Origin of the sequence: Thermopolyspora flexuosa (assembly GCF_006716785.1) — a bacterium.
In the GTDB taxonomy this organism is placed as follows: domain Bacteria; phylum Actinomycetota; class Actinomycetes; order Streptosporangiales; family Streptosporangiaceae; genus Thermopolyspora; species Thermopolyspora flexuosa.
Window position 1 is genome coordinate 3,841,154 of record NZ_VFPQ01000001.1, and the last position, 16,914, is coordinate 3,858,067.

Here is a 16,914-nt window from a genome sequence, read left to right on the forward strand (position 1 = left end):
GATGTGCCTGACCTAGAGCCTGCGAAGTCCACTGAGCACCCTCTCCAGCAAGTTCAGATCGGGCTTGCCGGCATCCAGACGCTGCTGATGCACGTGCACCAAGCCCTCGGCCGCCATATCGGCGATCAAGATCCGTACCACCCCGAGCGGTATGCGCAGCAGTGCGGACACCTCCGCCACCGAGCGCACCTGCCGGCACAGCGAGATGATCGCCTGATACTCCGGCGTAAACGACGACACATCCTGATGCACCGTCATCGCGGAGGACACCAGGGCCTCCAGCGCCAGGTTCATGCGCGGGGACGTGCGGCCGCCGGTCACCGTGTACGGCCGGACCAGCGAACGGGGCTCCATGGGCGTCCCCGGATCCGGGGACGCGCCGGCGGAGTAGCCGCCTCCGGCGTCCCGCGGCGCGTACGGCGATCCGCCACTCAGCGGGCCGCCGGCACCGCCCCAACCGTGCTCGGCCACGGCGTCCTCCTAACCCCGGCCTGGTTCCACCCTGACGTCCAGCTCATGCGGGCATCACCGCGGGTGCGACGCCTGCAGCTCCGCGCGCACCGCGGGAGTGAGGACCTGACCGGCCCGGTCCACGAGCAGGGTCATCTGGTAGGCCACCAGACCCATGTCGCAGTCGGCGGCGGCGAGCACCGCCAGGCAGGAGCCGTCGCTGATCGACATGATGAGGAGCAGCCCGCGCTGCATCTCCACGACGGTCTGGGTGACCGGCCCGCCCTCGAAGACCCTCGACGCGCCCTGGGTCAGGCTGATCAGACCCGCGGCGACCGCCGCGAGCTGGTCGGCCCGGTCCTTCGGGAAGCCCTCCGAGTACGCCAGCGGAAGGCCGTCGGACGAGACGACCACCGCGTGCGCCACGCCGGGCACGTTGTTCACGAAATCCGTGATCAGCCAGTTGATGCCGCGTGCGGCCTGGCTCATCTCCCTCACGGGTCCTCCTTGTAACCATCGACACCGGGCATGCCGCCCGGATGGGCCTGTTCCTGGTTGCGCATCCCGCGGGCCGCCGCACGACCCTGCCGGACCCCCTGCTGGAATCCGGCGAGCCGGTCGCGCACGCCCTCGGGTGACAGGGCCGGCGCCGGGTACTGCCGGGATGTGGCGTCCGTGCCCACCGATCCGGGGACGAGGTTCGCCCTCGGCACACGCTTGGGCAGCCCGGCGTCGGTCATGCCGCCCGCCACCGGGTTGCCGATCGCCTGTGCCGCGCGCCAGCCGGCGTCGGCGGGTGAGCTCCACCCTCCGGTCCGGCGGGCGGCGCGTCCGCCCTCCTCCCCTTGAACCACGACGATCTCCTCCTCCGCTGATGCGCCGCCGCCCGCCGGGGCGGGACGGCCGGCACGCCTGAACCACTCGGACTCGACGGAGGCGAAGATCGGGAGGTACTCCGCACCGTCGGCCGGGGTGGCTTCCTCGACCGCCGGCGGAGCACCGGCCCCGGCGCCCGCGGGCGACCGCGGTTTCCACGGGTCCCAGGGCTCCTGCCGCCGCTGGGGGTCCCGGAGGTCTTCGTCCCTGGCGGGGGCCGCCGCCGGGGATGCGGTGGTCCCGGTGCTCCCGGGAAGAGGCAGGCTGCCCGGCCAGGGTGTGTCGACGGGGGCCGTCGGCGTCGCGTGCCGATCACGCCCGGACGTCCGGTCGGCGGGGCCGGCCGGTACGGCGTCCGCCGCCGGGACGCTCCCGCCGTAGGCGCCGCCGTACCCGCCCGTGTCGTGGCCGGTGCCGTACGGGTCCGCGGCGGGAGCGGCGCCCACCGGGCCGCCGGGCCGCAGCAGCGCGCCGGGCAGCAGCACCATCGCGCCGACGCCGCCCTCCTCGCGCCGCCGCAGCCGCACCTGGACGCCGTGCCGCCGGGCCAGGCGGCCCGCCGCGGCGAGGCCGAGGTGCCGCGGCACGGTGCCGTCCGTTTCGGGCGCGGCGGCGAGCGCCGCGTTCGCCGCGGCGAGCTCCTCGTCGGTCATCCCGGCGCCGTGGTCGCTCACCGACAGCAGCACGCCGCCGCTCTCCCCCGCGCTGGAGGTCACGATGACCGGCGTGCCACCGCCGCCGGACGCGGCGAGCGCGTTCTCCACCAGCTCGGCGAGCAGGTGGGCCACGTCCCGGACCGCCTCCCCGGCGACCGTCACGTCGTGCCGGACCTGCACGATCACCCGGTCGCCGTCCGCCACCCGGGCGAGCGCCGCGCGCACCACCTCGGTGAGCGGGGCCGGGCTACCGAAGGTGCGGGGCGGCTCCTGCCCGGCGACGAGCAGCAGGTTCTCGCCGGTGCGCCGCATGCGGTCGGCGAGCCGGCCGAGCCGTACCAGGGCGCCGAGCCGCGCCTCGTCGTACTCGCCCCGCTCCAGCTCCGCAAGGAGCATGCGCTGCTGCTCGGCGATCGCCTCGCCGCGCCGGGCGAGGTTGGCGAGCAGCGCCGCGACGTCGCCGCGCAGCCGCTCCTGCTCGGCGGCGAGCCGGGCCGCCTCGCGGTGGACCTCGTCGAAGGCGCGGGCGAGCTCGCCGAACTCGCCGTCGTCGTCCGCCTCGTCGTACGGCGAGGCACCGGCGGCGTCCGGCCGGCCGCCGGTGAGCCGCAGGGCCGCGGCGCGCAGCCGCCGCAGCGAGCGGGCCAGCGAGGCGGCGACCATGCCGGTGATGAGCAGCGCCAGCGCGAGCAGCAGCGCGCAACCGGCCCCGGTGACGAGCGCGCGGATGCGCGCCCGCTCGTTCAGCTCGGCGGCCTCGGCGGCCAGATCCGCGGCGAGCTCGCGCTCCACGGTGCGCAGCTGCTCGAGGACGGCGTTCGCGTTCTCGTACCAGTGCCGGGCGTCGTCGTCCCCGTCGGGGTCGATCCCGCGCGGCTCGCCGCCCTCCCGGAGCCGGGCGGTCACCAGGCCGCGCACCCGGTCGGTCTCGGCCACGCGCGCGCCGCCCACCGCCTTGTGGTACCGGGCGAGGGTGGCCGCCTCGGCCTCGCTCTCGAACAGGTTCGTCTCGGCCAGCTCCCGCTCCCGGGCGGCGAGGAACGCCGGCATCCGGTCGTCGTCGAACCGGCCCGCCTCCAGCGCGACGAGGAGGGTTCCGATCTGCCGGGAGAGCTCCTCCTTGGCGCGGCTCAGCGCGCCGAGCGCGACCGCGTCGCCGTCGAGGCCGGCGTCGGCGCCGTACCGGCCGAGCTCGTCGGCGAGCGCGAGGAACGCGTCGATCACGGGGCGGTAGCCGTCGAGGGCCGCCCCGGGCTGCGCGCCGTCGCGCAGGGTCTCGTCACGCAGGGTCTCGATGCCCGCCAGCCGCTCGCGTACCGCCTTCACCTTGCGGCCGAGGCGCGCGTCGCCGCCGGTGTCGAGGGAGGCGAGCAGGGCCGTGACCCGGCCCGCGGCGGCGTCCACCCGGGCGCGCTGCGCGTCGACGCGCTCCCGCCGGCTGCGCGTGGGGTCGGCGAGGTACCAGGCGGTGAGGGTGCGCTCGGCACCCGTCTCGTGCGCGAGCGTGTCGATCCGTTCGGTGAGGGTGGCGATCTCGGCGAGGCGCCGGTGGTCGGCCCACACGGCGAACGCGCCGACCGGCTGCACCACGGCGACGAGGATCGCGACCGCCGTGGGGAGCAGGATCAGGGTGGCCAGCCGGGTACGGACCCGCCGGTCGCGCAGGCGCAGGCGACCGCCGGTGCCCGCACGGCGCGACACCCGCGAGGCACCGCTCGCGGAGCCGCGTCCACCCTGGGGGTCGGTCTTCCTCACTGGTTGTCGCACCCTCTCGCCGGACCCGGCATGCGCCCGGCCGTGTCACTTGCGCGGTCACTCGCGAGACGTACGGGACGTCCGTGACGTGATGCAGGCGAGGGTAATTGGAACACAACCCTGCCAGATCGGCCAACCGAGCTTCGCGTCGCCAACGACGCCAAAGCGGGCATACTGCCAAATTTCACACCGGCACCCTACATGTTGCCCTGACTCAGTCGCCCCGTGCATGACCTACTCGTAACCGGGCCCTTGCCGGACGGCGATCCGCGGCCGCCCCGGCCGTTCGGCCCGGGCCCGCGGCGGCCCCGGAACACCCCTCCGGGCCGCTCCGGGCGGCTCCCGCCCCGGGGCGCGTGGCCGGCCTCGCGGACCGCGGCGGGTCAGCCCTCGGCCACCCGCGCGGCGAGCCGGGCGTACCTGCCCGCGTGCTCGCCCAGATCGACGAGCGGCTCGTGCCGCAGCAGGTCGGCCGGGGTCATGCGGAGCTGCGGCCGGTCCCCGCCGCCGCGGGCGAGGGCCCGCTCCATCGCGGGCCGGTTCGGCACCTTGTAGCCGGTGTGCTCGGGCACCCAGGCATGCGTGCCGGGCGCGAGCATGTGGTTGACGAACGCGTGCGCCGCCTCCGGGTCGCGGGCGGCGCGCGAGATCACCATCGTCTCGGTCCACAGGTCGCCGCCCTCGCGCGGCACGGTGAACCGGATGTACGGCTCGCCGGTCGGGCACGCCCCGTCCCGGGTCTGGGCGAGGACCGCCTCGCCGCGCAGCAGGCGCTCGCCCGCGGTGACGTCGTCGTAGGCGAGCAGGGTCCGCTTCGCCGCGAGCAGCCTGCGGGCCGCCGAGGCGAGCCGCTCGTCGTCGACGGTGTTGACCGAGTAGCCGAGCGCCTTGAGCGCCGGGAGGGCGAGCGCGCGGTCGGCCGTCATCATCGTCACCCTGCCGCGCGCCCAGGCCGGCGGGTCGAGCAGGTCGTTCCAGCTCTTGGGTGGCCGGCGCACCAGGTCCGCGCGGTAGCAGATGCCGGTCGTGCCCCAGGCGTACGGCACCGAGAAGCGGTTGCCCCGGTCGTGGGGCAGCAGCCGGGCCTCGGGGTGGAGGTTGCCGAGGTTGGGGATGAGCTCGGGGCGCAGCGGCGTCAGCAGCCCGGCCCGGGCGAGCGCCTGCGCGTAGTGGCCGGAGACGAAGGCCACGTCGACCGCCTCGCCGTCCTTGTCTCCGGCGGCGGCCCGCGGGGTCGCGGTGGCGGCGCGGGCGAGCCGGGCGACCGCGGCCGCGTCGCCGTCGTGGACGCGCAGCCGTACCTCGAGGCCGAGCGCCGAGCCCGCGGTACGCGCCAGGTCCGGCGGGGCGAGGCCGCGCCAGATCGTCACCGACAGCCGCCGGGCGCGCTCGTGGGCGCCGGGGCTCCTGCCCGCCGTACCGGAGGCGCCGTCCGAACCGGGGACGCACGCGGCCAGGAGGAGGGCGAGACCGGTCACGGCGGCCACGGGCGGCGCCGCGGATCCGGCGGCCCGGGCGCGGTCACGTCGCGCGCTCCGCGGGGTGAGAGACCGCATGGGTATGGCGTACCGGAAATCGCCGCCGCCCGCCCGGGATTCCCGGATCACCCTGTCCCGTCGGGGTTCGCCACCCTGCGGCGGTACGCGGTCGGTGCGCGCCCGCCGGTCAGTACCGGGCGCGCACCGTCAGGGCGTGCTCCACCAGCGCGATGAGGGTCGCCTTGACGGCCTCGCGGTTGCGGGCGTCGGTGCGCACCACGGGCACGTACGGCGCGAGCGTGAGCGCCTCGCGCACCTCCTCCTCACCGTGCGGGAACCGGCCGTCCCAGCCGTTGATCGCGACGATGAACGGGAGCTGCGCCTCCTCGAAGTAGTCGATCGCCGGGAAGCAGTCGGCGATCCGCCGGGTGTCCACGAGCACCACCGCGCCGATCGCGCCCCGCACCAGGTCGTCCCACATGAACCAGAACCGGTGCTGACCGGGCGTGCCGAACAGGTAGAGGATCAGGTCCTGGTCGAGCGACACCCGGCCGAAGTCCATCGCGACCGTCGTGGTCGTCTTGTGCGGCGTCATGCCCAGGTCGTCGATCCCCACGCTGGCGTCGGTCATCACCGCCTCGGTGGTCAGCGGGAGGATTTCCGACACCGCCCCGACGAACGTCGTCTTGCCCACGCCGAAGCCCCCGGCCACGACGATCTTCGTCGAGGTGAGGGCGGGTGCTGCGCCCTGCCGGCCGTAGGGGCCAGAGCCTCCGAAGTCCACTGCGTACCCTTTCGAGCAGATCAAGCGACGGCCGCCCGCCGACCGGACACGGCCTGGTGCGGACGGTCCCGGCCCTCATCGGCCGGGCGGTCGTGCGCACCCGTGCCACGCCGGACGGAACGCGGAGCGGCGCGGGATTCCAGAACGGGATCCGGCGCGAGGGTCGGCGCGGGATCCGATACGGAGATCTCAGCCACAGAGCGCACCGGACGACGCGGCGTGCCGACCGGCCCCACGGGCCCACGGCGGGCCTGGAGCGGGTCCGTGGTCGGCACGGACGGATCGTCGGCGACGACGGCCGCGGACGAGACGAGCGTCTCCACCGCGTGATCGTATCGCGGCCCGGATCGGCGACCGGTAACGACGAGGCAACCGATCGGCGACGCCCCGGACGCCCCGCGCCAGTCCGCAGGCCGGCTCAGCGGGCCCGCGCCGCGCGCAGCTCCGCGCGCAGGGCGGGGGTGAGCGCCTTGCCCGCCCGGTCGCTCAGCAGCGTCATGTTGTAGGCGACCAGCCCCAGGTCGCAGGAGCGCGCCGCGAGCACGGCGAGGCAGGAGCCGTCGGCGATCGCGGTGAGCAGCAGCAACCCGGCCTCCATCTCGACCACGGTCTGGTTGACCGTGCCGCCGTCGAACACGCGGGAGGCGCCGGCGGTGAGGGCCTGCAGGCCCGCGGCGACCGCGGCGAGCTGGTCGGCCCGGTCGGCGGGGAACCCGGCCGAGCCCGCGAGCGGCAGCCCGTCCGCGGAGACCACGACCGCGTGGGCCACCCCGGGCGTCTCCCGGACGAACTCGGTGACGAGCCAGTCGAACCGGCGGGCCGCCGAGCTGAGGCCGGTCATCGGAGCCCTCCCGCGCGGAGCGGCCGCCGCGGATCGGGAGGATGCGCCGGTACGGCGAGCCACCGCCGCCCCGCCGGTACGGCCGGCGCCGGGTGCGAGAAGCCAGCGGACATCTCCATCTCCTCGGGCCTGGAAGGCGCGTCGTCCCGGGCCGGCGCGCGGGCTCGCGGCGGGCACGCCGGAACCCCCGCGGGCCGACACGGGCCACCGATGCTAGGCCGGAAACCCGCTCCCGGAACCGGCGTATTACCAACGGGCATAAAACGGTGGATCCCGTCGTCGCGGCCGAGGTCAGCGCAGCGCGGCGAGCACCCGCTCGCGCACCTGCGCCCGCTGTGCCTCGTCGACGAGCGGCCGCCCCGCCCGGTCCACCACGTAGAAGACGTCGACCGCCTCGGCGCCGAGGGTCTCCACCCGGGCCGCCCGCACGTCCAGGCCGCACTCGCCGAACGCCCGGCCGATGCGCCACAGCAGCCCCGGCCGGTCGTGGGCGCGCACCTCGACCACGGTGGCGGTGCTGGAGGCGTCGTCGACGATGGTCACCCGCGGCGGCGCCACCGGCACCCGGGGCGGCCGCAGCGACCGGGTCCGCCGGGCGAGCCGCTGCTCGATGTCGAGCCGCCCGGCGAGCACGAGCCGCAGGTCGGCCTCGAGCGTGGCCGGGTCCGGCGGCGAGCCGTACTCGGGGACCACGGAGAACTCGATCACCGCCGTGGAACCGGCCGAGGCGGCCGACGCGGAACGCACCACGAGCCGGTGCGCGGCGAGCACCCCGGCCGCTCGCCACAGCAGCCCGGGCCGGTCCGGCGCGACCACGGTGACCGACCCGCCGACCACGCGTACCGCGCCGCCGCCGTGCCGGGCGAGCGCCGCCTGCTCCGGGGAGAGCGTGGGCGCGGGCGGCGGCGGGGTGCCGGAGAGCACCGAGCGGACCCGGCGCACCAGGTCGGCGACGAGGCCGGCCTTCCACGAGTTCCACGCGGCCGGTCCGGTGGCGTGGCCGTCGGCGACCGCGAGCGCGGCGAGCAGCTCCAGCACCTCGCGGGAGCCGACCGCGTCGGCGACCCGCTTGATCGTCACCGGGTCGTCGAGGTCGCGGCGGGTGGCGGTCTCCGGCAGCAGCAGGTGGTGGCGCACCACGGTGGCGAGCACCTCGACGTCGGCGGGCGGCAGGCCCATGCGGGCGCCGATGTCCCGGGCGACGATCTCGCCGGTGACCGAGTGGTCGCCCGGCCAGCCCTTGCCGATGTCGTGCAGCAGCGCCGCGATGAGCAGCAGGTCGGGGCGGGACACCTCGCGGGTGAACGACGCCGCGCCCGCGGCGGTCTCGATCAGGTGCCGGTCGACGGTGTACCGGTGCACCGGGTTGCGCTGCGGGCGGTGCCGTACCCGCTCCCAGTCCGGGATGAGCCGGACGATCACCCCCGCCTGGTCGAGCTCCTCCCAGACCGGCACCGCGGCGCGTCCGGCGCCGAGCAGGGCGACGAGCGCGTCCCGGGCCTCGGTGGGCCACGGCACCGGCATCGGCGGCGACTGCGCGGCGAGCGTGGCGACCGCGGCGGGGCTGAGCGGCAGCCCGGCCTCGGCGGCCGCGGCGGCGGCGCGCAGCACGAGCACCGGGTCGTTGCGCGGGTTGACGCCGCGGGCGAGCACGACCTCGCCGCCGTGCTCCACCACGCCGTCGGCGAGCGGGCGGCGCCCGCGCGGCGCCGGGCCATGGAGCAGCCGGTCCACGGTGCGCCAGGTGCCGTCGACGGCGTGCGCGATGGTACGGCCGGCCTCGGCGACCCGGCGCATCAGCGCCTCGGCGTCGAGCAGGCCGAGCGCGGCGGCGACCGCGTCCTGCTCCTGGAGCACCAGCCGGTCGGTGCCGCGGGCGGTGACCAGGTGGAGCGCGTGCCGGATGTCGAGGAGCAGTTCGTAGGCCTCGCGCACCCGCGGCCCGGGCGCGGAGGCGACCCACGCGGCGGCGACGGCCTGCATCGCCTGCACGTCGCGCAGCCCGCCGCGGGAGTCCATCAGGTCGGGTTCGAGGAGGAACGCGAGCTCGCCGCTGGACTCGGCGCGCTTGTCCGCGGCCTCGCGCAGCTCGGCGAGCCGGTGCCGGGCCTCGGCCCGCCACTCGGCGAGCACCACCTCGCGCACCGCGCGGGTGAGCTCGGCGTCGCCCGCGACGTGCCGGGCCTGGATGAGGCCGAGCACCGCCTTGAGGTCCTCGCGGGCCACCTTGGCGGCCTCGTCCGGGGTGCGCACCGAGTGGTCGAGGCCCACCCCGGAGTCCCAGATCGGGTACCAGATGCGGTCGGCGATGCGGGCGATGTCGTCCCGCCCGTCGTGGAGCAGGACGAGGTCGAGGTCGCTGCCCGGGGCGAGCTCGCCCCGCCCCAGGCTGCCGACGGCGACGAGCGCGACGCCGCCACCCGCGTGGGCGGCCGCGCCGCGCTCGTCGAAGCGGTCCGGCGCACCCCTGCCGGGCGCCACGCCCCGGCCCTCCCGACCGTACGGCTGCGCGGTCGCGGCGCGGAACAGGTCGGTGAGCCAGCGGTCGATGTCCGCGGCCCGCTCCTTGCGGGCCGCGGCATACGAGCGTGCGCGCGACAAGGGCTCGCCTCTCCTCATCCGGCTACAGGGCCTCCGGCCCGCGTTCGCCGGTCCGTACGCGGATCACCGTGTCGACCGGGACGGACCAGACCTTGCCGTCGCCGATCTTGCCGGTGTGGGCGGCCTTGACGATGGCGTCGAGCACGTCCTCGTGGTCGTCCTCCTCGACGAGGACCTCGACCCGCACCTTGGGCACCAGGTCCACCTGGTACTCGGCGCCGCGGTAGACCTCGGTGTGGCCGCGCTGCCGGCCGTACCCGCTCGCCTCGCTCACCGTCATGCCCTTGACCCCGGCCTGCTCCAGGGCGGCCTTGACGTCGTCGAGCTTGAACGGCTTGATGATCGCCGTGATGAGCCTCATGCGTCCACCTTCTTCTCGCTGGGCTGCGCGGCGGGCAGGGTGACCGGCCCGTTGCTGGTGGCCACGCCGGAGGCGTGGATGGTGCCGAGGTCGTACCCGGTCTCGGCGTGGGTGGTGATGTCGATGCCGGTGATCTCGGCCTCCTCACTGATCCGGAAGCCCATCACCTTGTCGATGATCTTGCCGAGGATCCAGGCGACCACGAACGAGTAGACCATGACCACGACCGGCCCGAGGACCTGGAGGCCGAGCTGGCTCACGCCGCCGCCGTAGAAGAGGCCCGCGCTCTGCCCCTCGAGGGGGTAGGCGGCGACGAAGCCCAGGGCGACGGAGCCGATCAGGCCGCCGACCAGGTGCACGCCCACGACGTCGAGGGAGTCGTCGTAGCCGAGCTTGTACTTCAGGCCGACCGCGTAGGCGCAGATCACACCGGCGAGCAGACCGATGATCGCGGCGCCGAGCGAGTCCACGAAGGCACACGAGGGGGTGATGGCGACCAGGCCCGCGACGGCGCCGGAGGCGACGCCGAGGCTGGTGGAGTGACCGTCCCGCAGCTTCTCCACGACGATCCAGCCGCCCGCGGCGATCGCGGTCGCGATCTGGGTGTTCATGAAGGCGAGCGCGGTGGTCATGTCGACGCCGAGCTCGGAGCCGGCGTTGAAGCCGAACCAGCCGAACCACAGCAGGGCGGCGCCGAGCAGGACGAGCGGCAGGTTGTGCGGGCGCATCGGCTCCTTACGCCAGCCGTACCGCTTGCCCACGACGAGCGCGAGCGCGAGCGCGGCCGCACCGGCGTTGATGTGGACGACCGTGCCGCCGGCGAAGTCCATGATGCCGAGGCTGCCCAGCCAGCCGCCGCCCCAGACCCAGTGGGCGACGGGGAAGTACACGAGCGTCGCCCACAGCGCGGCGAAGACCACCCAGGCGCCGAACTTGGCCCGGTCGGCGATCGCACCGCTGATCAGTGCGACGGTGATGATGGCGAAGGTGAGCTGGAAGGCGCTGAACACGAGGCTCGGGATGCCGGACCCGTCGTCCGCGGTCGCGGTCTCGTGCAGACCCGCCAGGCCAAGGTTGTCAAGCCCGCCGATGATGTTGTTGAGGAACGAGTTCCCCGACTCGTCGAACGCGAGCGAGTAGCCGTAGAGCACCCACAGAACGGTCACGACGATGATGCTCACGAACGACATCATCATCATGTTCAGGACGCCCTTCGCCCTCGTCATCCCCCCGTAGAAGAGCGAAAGGCCCGGCGTCATGAGCAGCACGAGGGCGGCTGCCACGATCACCCAGGCGGTACTGCCGGTATCGATCTCCATCCGATCCGACCCTCCTTACGTATGGCATATGGCCGGCTATCGCGGTACCAGTGCTCTTCGCGCAGGGCGACGTTGACCGGCTGACGCACTGATAGAGGGACCGGGCCGAACGTCGCACCCCGCCGGTCCGCGACCTGCTACCGGCCGCTGCCGGATCGCCGCTCAACCCGTCCGGCGACAGCGTGTTCTTCCGCCGTTTCAGGTCGTGACCCGATGTGTTTCGCGGGTGTGAAACTCGCCACGCACGTGTTTCATTTGGGTTTCCGGCCGCACGGACATCACCGGCCGGTTGCTTCGACGGTGAGATCCGGCATCGGCGACATGGCCGGAAGGGTCCGGCGGAGGGTCGGATCACCAGGTCACAGGCCGGACGCCGGGGCGGAGGCCGGATCACCGGGGCGGGCCGGCGATCCGGTCGGAGGTCGGATCGGAAAGCGGCGTCCGGCCGGGGGGGCGAACCGCCGCCGGCTCAGGCGGCGGCGAGCTTGCGCAGCCGCGCGAGGGCGTCGCGCTCGATGCGGCGGGCGCGGTCGCGGCCGATGCCGTACCGCTCCCCCACCTCGGTGAGCGTGTGCTCACGGCCGTCGACGAGGCCGTACCGCCAGCGCAGCATCTCCCGGGTACGGCCCTCGAGCCCGGTGAGCCACTCCTCCAGCCGCTCGCGCTCGATCGTGGAGATCGCCTGCTGCTCGGGGTCGGCCCACGAGTCGTCGGCGATCATGTCGCCGAGCTCGGTCTCGTCCTCGTCGCCGACGCCGAGCTGCAGCGAGATCGGGTCGGACGCCCAGCGGCGCAGCTCCTGCACCCGCTCGAGCGGCAGGTCGAGCTCCTCGGCGAGGTCCTCGTCGGTCGGCTCGATGTCGAGCTCGGCGAGCATGTCCCGGCGCACCCGCATCAGCCGGGTCATCTGCTCGCCGGCGTGGGTGGGCAGCCGCACCGGCCGGGCCTGCTCGTGGATCGCCCGGCCCACCGCCTGCCGGATCCACCAGGTGGCGTAGGTGGAGAATTTGTAGCCGCGCCGGTAATCGAATTTCTCCACGGCCCGTACCAGGCCGAGATTTCCCTCCTGGATGAGGTCGATGAGCGGCATCCCCCGTCCGGAGTACTTGCGCGCGACGGCCACCACCAGGCGCAGGTTCGCCTGGATGAACTCGTCCTTGGCGCGGCGGCCCGAGATGGCGATGCGTTCCAGTTCCTCGTCGGTCGCGTCCGACGTGAGGGTACGGCTCTCGCCCGCCGGCGGCGCCGGCCCGTCCAGCAGCTGCTCCGCGTAGAGCCCGGCCTCGATGCGCTTGGCGAGCTCGACCTCCTCCTCGGCGGTGAGCAGCGGGACCCGCCCGATCTCGGCGAGGTAGGTCCCCAGCAGGTCCCGGTCCCCAGCCAGGTTGTCCTGCACGCGATTCCCCGTAGCCATGCGTTGGCACCTCTTCCGCCGCGCCTTTGTCACTTGCCCCGACAACGTCCGGCCCGCGGCAAAGATTCCCAGGAGAAATACGACCGGAGAACGGTTCTGGAATCCTCCCGAAGGAGGATGCGCGCCTTCCGCATGGCATCCGGCGGGACGGGAGGGACATAAGCGACCGGTTTCCCGGAAATAGGGATGCCCGATAACGGCTCAGGCCACGCGGGATCCGGCCCGCCACACCTGGGCGACGAGCGGCACCCCCGGCCGGTAGGCGAGGTGCACGTACGAGGGCGCCTCCAGCACCACCAGGTCGGCGCGCGCCCCCGGCCGCAGCGTGCCGACGTCGTCGCGGCGCAGCGCGGCCGCCCCGCCCCGGGTCGCGGCCCGCACCGCCTCCAGCGGCGTCATCCGCATCTCGCGCACCGCGAGCGCGATGCAGAACGGCATCGACGAGGTGTACGACGAGCCGGGGTTGCAGTCGGTGGCGAGCGCCACGGTGACCCCGGCGTCGAGCAGGCGGCGGGCGTCCGGGTACGGCGAGCGGGTGGCGAACTCCGCCCCGGGGAGGAGCGTGGCGACCACGCCGGAGTCGGCGAGCGCGGCCACGTCGGCGTCGGACAGGTGGGTGCAGTGGTCGGCCGAGGCCGCGCCCAGCTCGCAGGCGAGCCGTACCCCGGGCCCCTCGGCGAACTGCCCGGCGTGCACCCGGGCGCCGAGCCCGGCCCGCACGCCCGCGGCGAGCACGGCCCGGGCCTGGTCGCCGTCGAACGCGCCGGGCAGCCCGGGCTCGCAGAACACGTCGGCCCACTTGGCGTACGGCGCGCACGCCTCGAGCATCGGCCCGGCCACCAGCGCGACGTAGGCGTCGGCGTCGACGCCCTCGGGCACGACGTGGGCGCCGAGGAACGTGGTCTCCGGGGTGAACGCGCGGGCGACGCGCAGGCAGCGGCGCTCGTCCTCGACGGTGAGGCCGTACCCGCTCTTGATCTCGAAGGTGGTGGTGCCCTGGGCGAGCAGCTCGGCGGCGAGCCGCCCGGTGCGCTCGGCGAGCTGGGCGTCGGAGGCCGCCCGGGTGGCGGCGACCGTGGTGCGGATGCCCCCGGCCCGGTACGGCTCGCCCGCCATGCGGGCCGCGAACTCCGCGGCCCGGTCCCCGGCGAACACCAGGTGGGTGTGGCTGTCGACGAACCCGGGGAGCACGGCGCGGCCGCCCGCGTCGACGCGGCGGTCCGCGGCCGGGGCGTCGGCCGCCGGGCCGATCCAGGCCACCCTCTCCCCCTCGATGACGAGCGCGGCGTCGGCGAGCTCCTCGCGCTCCGGGTCGGCGAACAGCAGCTGCCCGATCCGGTCGATGAGCACCGACCGGCTCACGGCCTGGCCTCCGCGTCCCGGTCGATCGCCGCGATCGCCTCGCGCAGCAGCGCGCCCGCGTCGCCGAGCACGTGCTCGCCGTCGGCCACGATGCGGCGCCCGCCGGAGACGACCGAGTGCACGTCGGCGGTGGTGGCCGCGTACACCACGACGGCGGCCGCGGTGCCGACGGTGGCGCCCGCGGTGCGCGGGGTGTCGAGCCGGACCGAGACGAGGTCGGCCCGGGCCCCGGGGAGCAGCAGCCCGGCGCCGGGGAAGCCGAGGGACGCGTTGCCGTCCACGGTGAGCATGTTGATCAGGTCCTTCACGCCCCAGTGGCCCCGGTGGCCGGTGGTGGCGCGCTCGCCGTACTCGGCCTCCCGCGCCTCCTGGAACATGTCGATCACCGCGTGGCTGTCCGAGCCGAGGGTGATCGGGCAGCCCGCGTCGGCGAGGCGGCGGCCGGGGCCGATGCCGTCGGCGAGGTCCCGTTCGGTGGTGGGGCACAGGCACACGTGCGCGGTGCAGCCGCCGAGCAGCGCGATGTCCACGTCGGACAGGTGGGTGGCGTGCACCGCGGTGGCGCGCGGGCCGAGCACCCCGCGGTCGTAGAGCACCTGGGCCGGGGTGGCGCAGTAGGCCTCCACGCACGCCTCCACCTCGGCGCGCTGCTCGGCGAGGTGCACGTGGATCGGCGCCGCGTGCCGGTTCGCGAACTCGGCGACCACCGGCATCTGCTCGGCGGGCACGGCGCGCACCGAGTGCACGGCCGCGCCGATCTCCACGTCCGGGGCGTCGGCGTAGGCGGCGGCGAGCTCCTCGGCCCGGGCCGCCCAGCGGTCGGCGTCGCCGTCGCCGAACCGGAGCTGCGGGCCGGTGAGCCGGATGCCGATGCCGCCGGTGAGGTAGCAGGTGTCGAGCAGCGCGATGCGCAGCCCCGCGTCCCGGGCCGCCTGGATGAGCGCGTGGCCCATGATGTTCGGGTCGTGGTACGGCACGCCGTCCGGGCCGTGGTGCAGGTAGTGGAACTCGCCCACGCAGGTGATCCCCGCCAGGGCCATCTCGACGTAGACGGCGCGGGCGAGCGCGAGGTAGGCGTCGGGGTCGAGCACGGCGGCGAGGCCGTACATGTGCTCGCGCCAGCCCCAGAAGTCCCCGGCCTCGTCGGCGACCGGTGCGCCGGGTCCGGGCTGGACCCGGCCGCGCAGCGCGCGGTGGAACGCGTGCGAGTGCACGTTGGCGAGCCCGGGCAGGGTGAGCCCGGCGAGCCGTACCGCGTCCGGCGGGGCGGGCACGCCGGGCACGACGTCGGCGATGCGGTCGCCCTCGACCCGCACGAGCACGCCCTCGGCCACCTCGCCCTGCGGCAGCCAGGCGAGCTCGCACCAGTACAGTGCGCCGTGCGCTGGGCCGTTCTGCGCGCCGTCCGGCGTGGGGACGCTCATGTCGCCGCTCACGTCCACATCACCTCACCCCGCTCCTCCCCCGCCGGTCGCGCCGATCACTCCCCCGTCCGGTGCCCCCGCCGTACCCCGCCCGTGCACAGGTCCTCGAGCACCGCGGCGAGCGCGACCACGCCGGCCTGGCAGTCCTCGGGCTCGGCGTGCTCCTCGGGCGAGTGGGACACCCCGGTGGGGTTGCGCACGAACAGCATCGCGCTGGGGATCCCGGCCGCGGCGAGGATGCCCGCGTCGTGCCCCGCGCCGGTGGGCAGCACCGGTACGGCACGGCCGTCGTCGCCCCGGGCGGCGGTCCCGTTGCCCGCCGCCTTCCCGGCGCCCCGGCCCGGCCGCCTGCCGTTCTCCCCGCCGCCCGCCCGGCCGGCCTCCTCCAGCGCCCGGCCGGCCACCCAGGCGACCCGGTCGCGCAGCGCGACGTCGAAGGCGACGAGCGGGATCCACGACTCGCAGGTCACCTCGTGGCCGTCGGCGAGCTCGGCGACGAGGCGGCGCACCGCGGCCTCGTCCGCGCCCCGGGCGTCGAGCCAGGCGGTGACCCGGCCGGGGATCGCGTTGGCGTTGCCGGGCTCGACCCGCACCTTGCCGAAGGTGGCGACCACGCCGTGCTCCCGGGCGGCCTCGCGGGCGGCGAGCACGGTGGCGGCGAACGGCAGCATCGCGTCCCGGCGGTCGTTGAGCGCGGTGGTGCCCGCGTGGTCGGTGCGGCCGCGGAACTCGAACCGCCAGCGGCCGTGCGGCCAGATCGCGCTCGCCACGCCCACCGGCGCGCCGAGCGGGGCGAGGCCGCGCCCCTGCTCGATGTGCAGCTCGACGAAGACCCCGATCCGGCGCATCGCCTCGTGGTCCCGGCCGAGCGCGTACGGGTCGCGCCCGGCGCGGGCGAGCACGTCGGTGAGGGTGTCCCCGGCGTCGTCGGCGAGGGCGCGCGCCCGGCGCGGGTCGAGCAGGCCGGCCAGCAGCCGGGAGCCCACGCACGGCACGCCGAACCGCGCGCCCTCCTCGTCGGTGAAGCACACCACCCCGATCGGCCGGGCGGGCGCGAAGCCGCGGTCCCGCAGCCGGTCGATCGCAGCGAACGCGGAGGCGACGCCGAGCGGCCCGTCGAACGCGCCGCCGTCCCGCACCGAGTCGAGGTGGCTGCCGGTCACCACGCCGGGGCGCTCGTCCGGGTCGCCCCACCAGGCCCACAGGTTGCCGTTGCGGTCCTCGTACCGGTCGAGCCCGCGCCGGTCGGCCTCCTGCGCGAACCACTCGCGCAGCTCCAGATCCGCGGGTGACCAGGCGTCGCGCCGGTAGCCGCCGGTCCGCCCGTCCCGGCCGATCCCCTCAAGGGCGCGCCACATGCCCTGGAGGCCCTGGCTCTCCGCGCTCATCACCATGCCCGTCCCCCTCGGGTCCGTCCGTCTCCGGTGCCACCCGTCGCCGCCCGCGTCGCCGCACCGTGGGGGCCTCGGCGGATACGCGGGGGTCCGTGTGGCCTTTCCCCGATCCCGGCGTCTCCACGCATCGCGGGCGCCGCGTCGGGCGAGGTGCGTGCCCGCGCGCGGCGGGCGAGCCCGCCGTGGGGGATTGCGCGCG

General features: G+C 75.4%; 13 protein-coding genes. All 13 read right to left on the reverse strand.

The window, feature by feature from the left end; translation table 11 throughout:
- Nucleotides 1–12: 12 nt before the first annotated feature.
- The 13 genes from FHX40_RS16270 to FHX40_RS16330 all read right to left on the reverse strand — a co-directional run bounded on the left by FHX40_RS16270 (nucleotide 13) and on the right by FHX40_RS16330 (nucleotide 16,709).
- Complete coding sequence (locus FHX40_RS16270; protein ID WP_373286900.1) at nucleotides 13–471, reverse strand: DUF742 domain-containing protein; 459 nt, start codon at nucleotides 469–471, stop codon at nucleotides 13–15.
- Nucleotides 472–525: 54 nt separating this feature from the next.
- Nucleotides 526–939: a roadblock/LC7 domain-containing protein gene (locus FHX40_RS16275; RefSeq protein ID WP_211350451.1), complete on the reverse strand. Its 414-nt coding sequence runs from the start codon at nucleotides 937–939 to the stop codon at nucleotides 526–528.
- Between the two features lie 5 nt (nucleotides 940–944).
- On the reverse strand, nucleotides 945–3,737 hold the full coding sequence (locus tag FHX40_RS16280) for a sensor histidine kinase (RefSeq protein ID WP_170198857.1): 2,793 nt from the start codon (nucleotides 3,735–3,737) through the stop codon (nucleotides 945–947).
- Between the two features lie 383 nt (nucleotides 3,738–4,120).
- Nucleotides 4,121–5,215, reverse strand: a complete 1,095-nt coding sequence (locus FHX40_RS16285) for a polyamine ABC transporter substrate-binding protein (protein WP_170198858.1) — start codon at nucleotides 5,213–5,215, stop codon at nucleotides 4,121–4,123.
- A gap of 187 nt (nucleotides 5,216–5,402) precedes the next feature.
- Nucleotides 5,403–5,999 (reverse strand): GTP-binding protein, encoded by a 597-nt coding sequence (locus FHX40_RS16290; protein ID WP_142260420.1) that lies wholly within the window; start codon nucleotides 5,997–5,999, stop codon nucleotides 5,403–5,405.
- 418 nt (nucleotides 6,000–6,417) lie between these two features.
- Complete coding sequence (locus FHX40_RS16295; protein WP_142260421.1) at nucleotides 6,418–6,840, reverse strand: roadblock/LC7 domain-containing protein; 423 nt, start codon at nucleotides 6,838–6,840, stop codon at nucleotides 6,418–6,420.
- Between the two features lie 291 nt (nucleotides 6,841–7,131).
- Nucleotides 7,132–9,459: a [protein-PII] uridylyltransferase gene (locus FHX40_RS16300; RefSeq protein WP_189136239.1), complete on the reverse strand. Its 2,328-nt coding sequence runs from the start codon at nucleotides 9,457–9,459 to the stop codon at nucleotides 7,132–7,134.
- A 4-nt stretch (nucleotides 9,460–9,463) separates the two neighbouring features.
- Nucleotides 9,464–9,802, reverse strand: coding sequence for a P-II family nitrogen regulator (locus tag FHX40_RS16305; RefSeq protein ID WP_142260423.1), 339 nt, complete (start codon nucleotides 9,800–9,802; stop codon nucleotides 9,464–9,466).
- The gene (locus tag FHX40_RS16310) at nucleotides 9,799–11,121 is read right to left on the reverse strand and encodes an ammonium transporter (protein ID WP_142260424.1); all 1,323 of its coding nucleotides are present in this window, start codon (nucleotides 11,119–11,121) and stop codon (nucleotides 9,799–9,801) included. Before FHX40_RS16310 ends, FHX40_RS16305 begins: the two co-directional genes overlap by 4 nt.
- A gap of 469 nt (nucleotides 11,122–11,590) precedes the next feature.
- Nucleotides 11,591–12,535: a sigma-70 family RNA polymerase sigma factor gene (locus FHX40_RS16315; protein ID WP_142260425.1), complete on the reverse strand. Its 945-nt coding sequence runs from the start codon at nucleotides 12,533–12,535 to the stop codon at nucleotides 11,591–11,593.
- A gap of 201 nt (nucleotides 12,536–12,736) precedes the next feature.
- Nucleotides 12,737–13,897, reverse strand: coding sequence for an imidazolonepropionase (hutI, locus tag FHX40_RS16320; RefSeq protein ID WP_142260426.1), 1,161 nt, complete (start codon nucleotides 13,895–13,897; stop codon nucleotides 12,737–12,739).
- Complete coding sequence (locus tag FHX40_RS16325; RefSeq protein ID WP_142261822.1) at nucleotides 13,894–15,321, reverse strand: formimidoylglutamate deiminase; 1,428 nt, start codon at nucleotides 15,319–15,321, stop codon at nucleotides 13,894–13,896. Before FHX40_RS16325 ends, hutI begins: the two co-directional genes overlap by 4 nt.
- 56 nt (nucleotides 15,322–15,377) lie before the next feature.
- Complete coding sequence (locus FHX40_RS16330) at nucleotides 15,378–16,709, reverse strand: allantoate amidohydrolase (RefSeq protein ID WP_244941600.1); 1,332 nt, start codon at nucleotides 16,707–16,709, stop codon at nucleotides 15,378–15,380.
- Nucleotides 16,710–16,914: the final 205 nt, after the last annotated feature.

Excerpts from the sequence above, each read along its gene's own strand:
- FHX40_RS16275 (WP_211350451.1), bottom strand. The coding sequence starts at position 939 with ATGAGCCAGGCCGCACGCGGCATCAACTGGCTGATCACGGATTTCGTG.
- FHX40_RS16295 (WP_142260421.1), bottom strand. The coding sequence starts at position 6,840 with ATGACCGGCCTCAGCTCGGCGGCCCGCCGGTTCGACTGGCTCGTCACC.
- FHX40_RS16300 (WP_189136239.1), bottom strand. The coding sequence starts at position 9,459 with ATGAGGAGAGGCGAGCCCTTGTCGCGCGCACGCTCGTATGCCGCGGCC.
- FHX40_RS16305 (WP_142260423.1), bottom strand. The coding sequence starts at position 9,802 with ATGAGGCTCATCACGGCGATCATCAAGCCGTTCAAGCTCGACGACGTC.
- FHX40_RS16310 (WP_142260424.1), bottom strand. The coding sequence starts at position 11,121 with ATGGAGATCGATACCGGCAGTACCGCCTGGGTGATCGTGGCAGCCGCC.
- FHX40_RS16315 (WP_142260425.1), bottom strand. The coding sequence starts at position 12,535 with ATGGCTACGGGGAATCGCGTGCAGGACAACCTGGCTGGGGACCGGGAC.
- FHX40_RS16325 (WP_142261822.1), bottom strand. The coding sequence starts at position 15,321 with ATGAGCGTCCCCACGCCGGACGGCGCGCAGAACGGCCCAGCGCACGGC.
- FHX40_RS16330 (WP_244941600.1), bottom strand. The coding sequence starts at position 16,709 with ATGAGCGCGGAGAGCCAGGGCCTCCAGGGCATGTGGCGCGCCCTTGAG.